Source organism: Maribacter confluentis, assembly GCF_030505015.1.
GTDB classification, from domain to species: Bacteria; Bacteroidota; Bacteroidia; order Flavobacteriales; family Flavobacteriaceae; genus Maribacter; species Maribacter sedimenticola.
Map to the genome: position 1 here is coordinate 3,600,019 of NZ_JAUKUC010000001.1, position 9,760 is coordinate 3,609,778.

8 protein-coding genes and 1 tRNA gene are annotated in these 9,760 nt (G+C 38.8%); 7 read left to right on the forward strand and 2 right to left on the reverse strand.

From position 1 onward, the window contains the following. Positions 1-6: 6 nt before the first annotated feature. Together Q2T41_RS15815 and Q2T41_RS15820 are read right to left on the reverse strand one after the other, a co-directional pair. Positions 7-906 carry a MerR family transcriptional regulator gene (locus Q2T41_RS15815; protein ID WP_304436871.1) on the reverse strand — a complete coding sequence of 300 codons (900 nt, stop codon included), beginning with the start codon at positions 904-906 and terminating at the stop codon, positions 7-9. 111 nt (positions 907-1,017) lie between these two features. Beyond that, positions 1,018-1,101, reverse strand: a tRNA-Leu gene (locus Q2T41_RS15820). A gap of 293 nt (positions 1,102-1,394) precedes the next feature. Between Q2T41_RS15820 and Q2T41_RS15825 the strand changes: the two genes are divergently transcribed. The 7 genes from Q2T41_RS15825 to Q2T41_RS15855 all read left to right on the forward strand — a co-directional run bounded on the left by Q2T41_RS15825 (position 1,395) and on the right by Q2T41_RS15855 (position 9,758). After that, on the forward strand, positions 1,395-2,312 hold the full coding sequence (locus tag Q2T41_RS15825) for a dihydrodipicolinate synthase family protein (RefSeq protein ID WP_304436872.1): 918 nt from the start codon (positions 1,395-1,397) through the stop codon (positions 2,310-2,312). 118 nt (positions 2,313-2,430) lie between these two features. Continuing rightward, entirely contained in the window at positions 2,431-4,005 is a 1,575-nt protein-coding gene (locus Q2T41_RS15830) for an aldehyde dehydrogenase (NADP(+)) (RefSeq protein ID WP_304436873.1), read from the forward strand. A 22-nt stretch (positions 4,006-4,027) separates the two neighbouring features. After that, positions 4,028-5,749: a DUF885 domain-containing protein gene (locus Q2T41_RS15835; RefSeq protein ID WP_304436874.1), complete on the forward strand. Its 1,722-nt coding sequence runs from the start codon at positions 4,028-4,030 to the stop codon at positions 5,747-5,749. 6 nt (positions 5,750-5,755) lie between these two features. Continuing rightward, positions 5,756-6,763, forward strand: a complete 1,008-nt coding sequence (locus tag Q2T41_RS15840) for a 4-hydroxyproline epimerase (protein WP_304436875.1) — start codon at positions 5,756-5,758, stop codon at positions 6,761-6,763. Positions 6,764-6,780: 17 nt separating this feature from the next. After that, positions 6,781-7,971, forward strand: coding sequence for a glycoside hydrolase family 88 protein (locus Q2T41_RS15845; RefSeq protein WP_304436876.1), 1,191 nt, complete (start codon positions 6,781-6,783; stop codon positions 7,969-7,971). A gap of 7 nt (positions 7,972-7,978) precedes the next feature. Further along, positions 7,979-9,229: an NAD(P)/FAD-dependent oxidoreductase gene (locus Q2T41_RS15850; protein WP_304436877.1), complete on the forward strand. Its 1,251-nt coding sequence runs from the start codon at positions 7,979-7,981 to the stop codon at positions 9,227-9,229. Positions 9,230-9,356: 127 nt separating this feature from the next. Further along, a complete protein-coding gene (locus tag Q2T41_RS15855) occupies positions 9,357-9,758 on the forward strand; it encodes a response regulator (protein WP_089262008.1) in 402 nt (133 codons plus the stop codon). Positions 9,759-9,760: the final 2 nt, after the last annotated feature.

Below are 9,760 nucleotides of genomic sequence, written 5' to 3' on the forward strand. Positions count from 1 at the left end.
ATTTGTTTATAAATGGTTTACCAAATTGTCTATGGAAGAAAAAGTTTTGCAATATGCTGGTTTGGTAGCATCATCAATATACCTTGTTTGTCTGCCCAGCAACCATAAATTAGGATTGTTAAAATTGGAAACTAATTTGTCAAAATCCTCCAAATATTTGTTTACCCGATCCTTTTCGGGAAAGACCGTAAAATAGGATACAAAATAAACGTTGTCAAAATATTTTAGGATATCCTCTAAATTTTCAATGGGTATGGTTGGGCCCAAATAGATACATTTATAGCCTTTAAGTAAGATTTCATAATTCACATACAGTAATCCAATTTCATGAATCTCATTATCAGGTAAGAATGCTACAAATACCTTATCATTTTTTACAGGGCTTAAATGTTGTAGTTTCTCTGTATTCAAGAGAATTTTTTGCTTTATTAAGCTACTGATAAAGTGTTCGTGTGCAGGGCTTATTGTATCCGTTTGCCATAATAGACCTAATTCGTTCAAAAGAGGTACAAAGGTTTCCTTAAAAATCTCACGGAATGAATTTTCACCTAAAAGGGCATTATAGGTATTAAAGAACATGGTCTGGTCAAAATTGACCATAGCCAGTTTAAAGGCGTTGATTGCATGACTTTCATGACTATGTTTGGCTACTATTTCCCTAACAACGTAAGCAATTTCCCCTTCTGGTATCTTGGCAATCTTGGAAATCTTTTGTCCGTTGTTATAGAGCAAAGTTACATTGAGTAACTTTTGAAGGCTGGACAGACTGTAGGTACGTATATTGGTGTCCGTACGTTCAGGCTGCAATAAATTGTACCTTTTTTCCCAAATTCTAATGGTGTGAGCTTTAATGCCAGAAAGATTTTCCAAATCCCTGATACTAAATTGCTTTTTTACATTGTTCATGTTTTTTGACAAATAATTAAACAAACTTACGATTATTTGTTTAACGTAGTATATTGTTGAAGTTAAAATTATCAAAATAAAAAAGGTTAGATACCATATCTAACCTTTTTGTGCCCACGACTAGATTCGAACTAGCACGTCCTTACGAACACTACCCCCTCAAGGTAGCGTGTCTACCAATTTCACCACGTGGGCTTCTTATTATGAAAGAACCGCAAATATAGAAACCAATCCTACATTTTAAAATTATTGGCCATAATTAATTCTATAATTCCTATAACTAGATAGTCTGTATGGTATATATTTTAATTGATTAAATTGTTAGTAGTTTTTTCAATAAATGCTGTAACCAATAAGATTTGCGCCATATTTATCGGAATATCACTGATTAATATGGTTAAAGGGGTAATATACTATTAGGTATGGTTAACATATAAACATAATTCAAAAAGCTTTAACATTACTTTTACGTATCAAAAAAATAGAATATGAGTATAGAATGGAAAGGTGTCATGCCTGCGGTAACAACAAAATTTACTGCCAACGATGAATTGGATTTAGAAATGTTCGCAACGAATATTAAAGCACAGATAGATGCTGGCGTTAGTGGAATTATTTTAGGGGGTACCTTGGGCGAAGCCAGTACACTTACTAATGATGAGAAAAAAATATTGATGAAGGAAACCGTCAAACTTGTTGAAGGTAAGGTTCCCGTTATCATCAACATTGCGGAGCAGACTACCAAAGGGGCCATACATGCCGCAGAAGTTGCGGAAGAATGTGGAGCTACCGGATTAATGATGTTGCCACCAATGCGTTATAAAGCAAATGACTATGAAACGGTAACCTATTTTAAAGAAACGGCAAAGAGTACCGACCTACCTATTATGATCTATAATAACCCTATAGATTATGGTATTATGGTAACTATGGAAATGTTGGAGGAATTGACCGTCTGTGACAATATCCAGGCCGTAAAGGAATCTACAAGGGATATTTCTAATATTACCCGAATTAAGTCCAAGTTTGGAGACCGTTTACGAGTTTTGACAGGAGTAGACACCTTAGGGATGGAAAGTGTACTGATGGGTGCCGATGGTTGGGTTGCGGGATTGGTATGCGCGTTCCCAGCAGAAACCTGTGCCGTTTTTGAATTGGCAAAGGCAGGTAGAATTGCAGAGGCATTGGATATATATAGATGGTTTCTACCTTTATTGGAATTGGATATTAGTCCGCAATTGGTGCAGAACATTAAAATGGCAGAGGTGGCCACAGGAATAGGTACTGAATTCGTTAGGGCTCCGCGACTACCATTAATTGGCAAGGAAAGGGAGCGTGTTGCTGCGATTATTAAGGCGGGAATGGCTTCTAGACCTAAGCTGCCGGCCTATAAGGGAATCAACTAATTGTGGTATATTTAAATGAATATCGCAATATTAAAAATATAGCGGTATTTATGCGAATGGACCGGATTTTTACAAAGGTTCTTTCTTTAACATACACAAGTAGCTCAAAACTGAAGATATGATAAGTGGAAAAAATATAATAGGAAGTAAAATGTCAGCAAATGGGAAAAAAACGTTTAAAACGTTCAACCCAATAGCGAACCAAGAAAACGAATGGATTTTTAATGAAGCCACTACTGCAGAAATCAATGAGGCCGTTGTATTGGCCCATGATGCTTTTAAGGTATACAAGGATATTTCCGGTGCCAAAAAGGCGGAATTTTTAAACGCCATTGCCTCAGAAATAGAAACACTGGGCGATGAGCTTATTCATACGTACTGCTTGGAATCTGGGTTGCCCGAAGGAAGGGCGCGCGGGGAACGGGGTAGGACCATGGGGCAGCTTAAAGCGTTTGCCAATTTACTGAAGGAGGGTTCTTGGGTAGAAGCAGTCATTGAAAAAGCCCAGCCCACAAGAGAACCTATGCCTAAGGCGGATATTCGCAAAATGTTATTTCCATTAGGCCCTGTAGTCGTTTTTGGTGCAAGTAATTTTCCCTTGGCATTTTCTACAGCAGGAGGGGACACGGCAAGTGCCTTAGCGGCAGGATGCCCCGTAATCGTTAAGAGTCACCCCATGCATGCCGCTACGGGAGAATTGGTAGCTTCTGCCATCATAAAAGCAGCTGTCAAGACCGGTATGCCCAATGGGGTATTTTCCAATCTAAATAGTAGCGGGGTAGAAGTAGGCCAACAATTGGTACAACATCCCAAAGTCAAGGCCGTAGGTTTTACAGGTAGCTACAATGGGGGAATGGCCTTATATCAATTAGCGAACGAACGCAAGGAGCCTATACCTGTATTTGCGGAGATGGGTAGTATTAATCCCGTAATTGCGCTGCCTTCTGCCTTAAGGGAAAGTGGAGATATGTGGGCCACAAAATATGCTGCTTCTATAACTTTGGGGGCAGGCCAGTTTTGTACAAATCCCGGATTGGTCTTAGGTCTTGAAGGTGAGGACCTGAATTCTTTTGCCTTAAAATTATCGGAAGAAATTCTAAAGCTGCAACCTGCTGCTATGCTTCATCCAAATATCCATTCCAAATACATGGAAGGTAAAGAGGTATTATCTACACAAAACGGTGTAGAGGTTTTGGCAGACCATAAAGATGCGGTAAATGCCAATACGGCCGGTCCTACAATCCTAAGGGTCAAAGGGAGTGAATTTTTACGGAACCATAGGTTGCATCAAGAAGTATTTGGTCCTTTTTCTGTAGTTGTAAGCTGTGAAGATACAGTTCAAATGGAAGAAATCCTAAATCAGCTAGAGGGTCAATTGACCGGTACTGTACTAGGTGAAACGGAGGATTTAAAAACTTATGGTGGCATTGTAGATGCATTACAGGAAAAGGTTGGTAGAATTTTGTTCAACGGTGTGCCTACCGGGGTAGAAGTTTGTTCATCCATGGTGCACGGTGGCCCTTTTCCGGCAAGCACGGACCCACGTTTTACTTCGGTAGGTACTTCTTCCATTAAAAGATGGGTTAGACCTGTATCCTTTCAGGATTGGCCCAATAAATTTTTACCACAAGCCCTAAAAGATGATAACCCGTTGAACATCGTACGCTTGGAAGAAGGAATTTATTGTAAATAAAATGCTTATAAAGTATAAACTTATGCGTAAAATCATTGTGTTAATTGCCTTATTGGGGTTTGTTTTTTTTGCACCCTGTACAACGAATGCCCAACAGGACCAACAACAATTAGATCAAATTATAGCGGATTTTGAATCATACAAAACATATGATAGAAAAGCATATCCGCTTGGATTGTTTACTGAGGCAAAAGAAGAGAAAGATGCGCAATTTGCAAAGGGGTTATTATCCCGTTTGCAAGCCTTGGATACTTCTTCCTTGACGGAAACCCAAATGATTTCAAAGGAGTTGCTACGGTTTAGGCTTCAAAACCAAGTAGATGAGTTTAGGTTTAAAACCTTTTTAAACCCTATACAAGCAGACCAAGGCTTTCATTTAAATCTAAATTATAGGATAAAGCCAATATTGAACTATGCAGATGCCAAAAAATATTTAAATATGTTGAATGCCATACCTACCTATGTTGATCAACATTTAGTTTTATTGGATAAAGGGCTTCAACTGGGTATATCGCAACCTAAAATTATTTTTAATGGATATGGTTCTACTTATGATACCCATATAGTAGATAATGCTGAAGAAAGTAGTTTTTATAGTCCCTTTACGGCATTGCCATCGGGGCTGGGTACGCGTCAAAGGGACTCGGTTATCAAAGCCGCCAAATCGGTAATAAATAATAAGGTCGTACCGGCGTTCAAAAAGATAAAGAATTATTTTGAAACCCAATATATTCCTATTACTAGAACTGCCATAGGAGTTTCTGAAACCCCAAATGGTAAAGAATTTTATCAGAACAGAATTAACTATTATACCACAACGGAAGAATATACGGCAGGGGATATTCATGCGATAGGACTTGCCGAGGTAGCTCGGATAAAATCAGAAATGGAGCAAATTATATCCAAGGTAAATTTTGAAGGTAGTTTTAGTGATTTCCTTACCTTTTTAAGGACGGATCCCCAGTTTTATACGAAAACGGGAAATGAGCTTTTAATGCATGCTAGGGATATTGCAAAACGGATAGACGCGGAATTGCCCAAATATTTTAAAACGTTGCCCAGAACGCCTTATGGAGTAAAAAAAGTACCCGATGCAATTGCACCCAAATATACAGGTGGTAGATATTCCGGACCTTCTTCTGATACCCAGCCCGGTTTTTATTTGGTAAACACTTATAAATTGGAAAGTAGACCATTATATACTTTGCCGTCACTGACCGCCCATGAAGCGGTGCCAGGCCACCACTTACAGGGTAGTTTAAATAGGGAGTTGGGAGATAGTATCCCCAAATTTAGAAGAAATATGTACTTATCCGCTTATGGTGAAGGTTGGGCCCTGTATACTGAGTTTTTGGGAAATGAACTCGGTATCTATAGAACGCCATATGAGGAGTTTGGTAAACTAACTTATGAAATGTGGCGTGCGTGTAGGCTGGTAGTAGATACAGGAATTCATGCAAAAGGGTGGACTCGTGAACAAGTCGTGGATTATATGACCAATAATACGGCATTGTCTGCCCACGAGATCAATACGGAGACAGATCGTTATATTGCATGGCCGGGACAAGCGATCTCCTATAAAATGGGAGAGATTAAAATTAGGGAGTTGCGTAAAAAAGCGGAAAGAGAGCTAGGCGAACAATTTAACATTCGCGATTTTCACGAAATTATATTGGAGCAAGGAACGGTAACCTTGCCCATATTGGAGCAACGGGTCAATAATTATATCAAGCGCAAAAAATAATCCATTATGGCAAGCAGTACTTTTGTTTGTATAGATGCACATACCTGTGGTAACCCTGTACGGGTAATTAAGCATGGTGGACCAGAATTAATTGGAGCTACCATGAGCGAAAAGCGGCAACATTTTTTGACCGAATTTGATTGGATAAGAAAGGGACTCATGTTTGAGCCCAGGGGACATGATATGATGAGTGGCAGTATTTTTTATCCGCCCCATGACCCTATGAACGATTTTGGAATATTGTTCATTGAAACCAGTGGTTGCCTTCCAATGTGCGGTCATGGAACTATAGGAGCTATTACCATTGGTATTGAGGAAGGACTGATCAAACCCAAAATAAAAGGTGAGGTACGTATGGAAACCCCAGCTGGCTTGGTACTGGTAAAGTATGGGCAAACCGGCAATAAGGTAGATTGGGTAAAACTTACCAACGTAAAATCTTATTTGGCGGAAACAGACTTAACCATTGATTGTTCCGATCTTGGAGAACTGCAATTTGATGTTTCGTACGGAGGTAATTTTTACGCTATAATAGACCCCCAGAAGAATTTTACCGGTATTCATGATTTTTCTGCCAGTAAATTAATTCAATTCAGCCAGGAAATTAGAGAAAAAATAAACCATAAATATGCCAATGCATTTGTTCACCCTGAGGATGTGACCATTAATGGTGTAAGTCATATTTTATGGACAGGGAACACCATTGCGGATACTGCAACCGCAAGAAATGCCGTCTTTTATGGAGATAAAGCAATAGACCGTTCACCATGTGGTACTGGGACCTCTGCGCGAATGGCCCAATGGCATGCAAAGGGCAAACTAAAAATTCATGAGGATTTTGTACATGAAAGCTATATAGGTTCACAATTTATTGGTAATATAGAGGAAGAGACCGTACTTGCCGGTAAACCGGCTATTGTTCCCAGTATAAAAGGATGGGCCAAGATATATGGTCATAACACGATCACCATAAATGATGATGATCCATATGCATACGGATTTCAAGTCATATAAACATAAACAATCGATCAATGAAAAAAATAAACCTTTTAGTAATCCTAACGGCAATAGTATTTATAGGTTGTAAGGAGAAAGTGGTAACAGAAGAACAATCAATGACCGTCATTGAAAAAGCTGCTGCACAATATGAACATTTGTATCATAATGCTATTTCCTATATGGATAGTGATCGACCAATGCCCAGAACAATTGTGAACGGTAAATTGCATACCGTTGGTGTATATGATTGGACAAGCGGATTTCATCCCGGGTCTATGTGGAACCTATATGGACTCACAAATGATATTACATGGAAAAACCGTGCAGTAGCTTACACCCAAATCATGGATACCATTCAATATTATGAAGGTACCCATGATTTGGGCTTTATGATTGGTGATAGTTATGGCAATGCTTTGAAATATATGGATAAGGAGGCTTATGAAAAAGTAATGGTACAAGCGGCCAAGTCCTTGGTTTCCCGTTTTAAGCCAAAAGCTGGGGTCATACAATCATGGAATTCAAATGATCGGTGGCAATGTCCGGTGATTATAGATAATATGATGAATTTGGAAATGCTATTTGAAGCGACAAAAATATCCGGTGATTCTACATTCTATAATGTAGCCATCATGCATGCAGATACTACCATGGCAAAACATTTTAGGGCCGATTATAGTTCATACCATGTTTTGGACTATGATACGGAAACCGGAAAAGTTCTAAAACGCAATACAGCACAGGGCTATAAAGATGAATCTGCTTGGGCTAGGGGGCAAGCATGGGGACTGTATGGGTATATTGTAATGTATAGGGAAACAAAAGATGAAAAATACCTGGACCAATCAAAAAATATAGCATCGTTCATAATGAACCACTCCAATTTGCCCGAAGATAAAATTCCGTATTGGGATTATGATGCCCCTGTTACTAAAGATACTCCACGAGATGCCTCTGCCGCTGCTATAACCGCATCGGCACTTTTTGAACTTAGTACCTATGTTGAAGACGATTTAAAAAACACGTATGTAGACAGGGGCAATTCCATTCTTGAATCCTTAAGTAAGGAACCCTATTTTGCGGAAATTGGAACAAATGAAGGCTTTATTTTAAAACACTCTACTGGGCATAAGCCTCAAAATTCTGAAATAGATGTTCCGTTGAACTATGCGGATTATTATTTTTTGGAAGCTTTACTGCGCCAGCGCGATATGATCAAGTAAATTATCCATGGTTAAAAATATACTGATAATTGGTGGTGGTATTATAGGTTTATGTTCTGCGTATTATTTGAGCAAAGAAGGGCATAATGTCACTATTATTGAAAAAGGTAACGGCAACGAGGGTGCTTCATTTGTAAATGCAGGATATATAACCCCAAGCCATATTATTCCTCTGGCCGCGCCTGGAATGATAGCCCAAGGCATTAAAATGATGTTCAATTCGGCCAGTCCTTTTTATATGAAACCTCGCCTGGAAACTGATTTTTTAAAATGGTCCTGGTTTTTTCATCGTTCATCCACAAAGAAAAATGTTGAAAAGGCCATTCCGCTTATAAAGGAAATCAATCTTATGAGTAGGGACCTTTTTGCAGATATAAGGGAATCAGGTGATTTGGGAGAATTTCAATTGGAGCGGAAAGGGCTTTTGATGATGTATCAGACCCAAAAAAGTTTTCTACATGAAAAGAAGGTGGCAGAGAAAGCCAGTGCATTGGGCCTAGAAGTTTCTTATTTGGACAGAACACAACTGGGCAAATTACAACCCAATGTCCGTTTGAATGCAGAAGGGGCCATACACTATGAATGTGATGGACATACGACCCCAAATGAAATAATGCCCAAGTTATTACAATTTTTAAAAGACAAAGGAGTAACAATTTGTATGGGGGAAGAAGTGATGGATCTAGCAATGAACAACGGCCAGATACAAACTGTTAAGACCCAAAAAAACACTTATGTAGCAGATGAGGTCATTTTGGCTGCCGGTGCATGGAGCGGAGCGCTATCCAAAAAATTAAATCTTAAATTGCCCATACAAGGTGGCAAAGGATATAGTATTAATGTAGAGCGCAAAACCGGTATTACCATACCTGCCATATTAATGGAACCAAAAATGGCGGTTACCCCAATGAACGGGTTTACGCGGTTTGCGGGAACCATGGAATTTTCGGGGAATAATACTATGGTTAGAAAGGAGCGGGTAACGGCCTTGGTAAATGGTGCAGAATCTTATTATCCAGACCTTAGGATCAATGAAGAAGAGCTAAGCAAGGTCAAAACCGGTCTGCGACCCGTATCTCCTGACGGTTTGCCGTATATTGGAAAGACAAGACATATTAAAAACCTCACTATTGCCACTGGTCATGCTATGATGGGGTGGAGTTTGGGTCCGGCCACGGGTAAACTCGTTTCTGAAATAATAGAAGAGCGAAAAACCAGTATGGCTATTGAAGCATTTTCACCGGATAGAAGGTTTTAACCATTAAAAGGCAATATACTTATCGATATGTAAATACCGTTCACCGACAGTAAATGAACATTCACCTACAGTGGGCCTAAAAAGAGAATCAATTAGTAGAATTTTGAATCATCAAATATTATAGACTATGGATATCTTGTTAATAGAAGATGATTTAATCGAAGTGATGAAGTTGAAACGTACCGTTTCTAAACTAAATTTAAAGCATTCGATAATTGAAGCCAAAAATGGTGAGGAAGCCTTGGAATATTTGAAGTCTGGTAAAAAATTACCGGACATTATACTTTTGGATCTGAACATGCCAAGAATGAACGGCATAGAGTTTCTTAATATCTTAAAGAATGATGAGATATTATGTTATTTACCTACAATCATTTTAACTACATCAGAAAATAGGGCAGATTTACTGAAATGTTACCAAGCCGGTATTGCAGGTTACGTCATAAAGCCCTTAAAATACGAGGATTACCAATTTAAATTAAATGCAGTTTTAGAGTATTGGAGTGTTAACCAATTGGTTAAAGGCTAACA